Source organism: Citrobacter sp. GW821-FHT07H02 (genome assembly GCF_059418505.1).
On the sequence record NZ_JBWKPZ010000039.1, the window covers coordinates 1 to 599 of the forward strand.

Here is a 599-nt window from a genome sequence, read left to right on the forward strand (position 1 = left end):
CCTTCCTCCCCGCTGAAAGTACTTTACAACCCGAAGGCCTTCTTCATACACGCGGCATGGCTGCATCAGGCTTGCGCCCATTGTGCAATATTCCCCACTGCTGCCTCCCGTAGGAGTCTGGACCGTGTCTCAGTTCCAGTGTGGCTGGTCATCCTCTCAGACCAGCTAGGGATCGTCGCCTAGGTGAGCCGTTACCCCACCTACTAGCTAATCCCATCTGGGCACATCCGATGGCAAGAGGCCCGAAGGTCCCCCTCTTTGGTCTTGCGACGTTATGCGGTATTAGCTACCGTTTCCAGTAGTTATCCCCCTCCATCGGGCAGTTTCCCAGACATTACTCACCCGTCCGCCACTCGTCACCCAAGGAGCAAGCTCCTCTGTGCTACCGTTCGACTTGCATGTGTTAGGCCTGCCGCCAGCGTTCAATCTGAGCCATGATCAAACTCTTCAATTTAAGTTTGATGCTCGTGAATTAAACTTCGTAATGAATTACGTATGTTCACTCTTGAGACTTGGTATTCATTTTTCGTCTTGCGACGTTAAGAATCCGTATCTTCGAGTGCCCACACAGATTGTCTGATAAATTGTTAAAGAGCAGT

The 599-nt window shown here is 51.3% G+C and carries 1 rRNA gene; it reads right to left on the minus strand.

Going from position 1 to position 599, the window contains the following annotated elements:
• A 16S ribosomal RNA gene (locus AC07NP_RS21800) occupies positions 1-454 on the minus strand; the annotation flags it as partial.
• Positions 455-599: the final 145 nt, after the last annotated feature.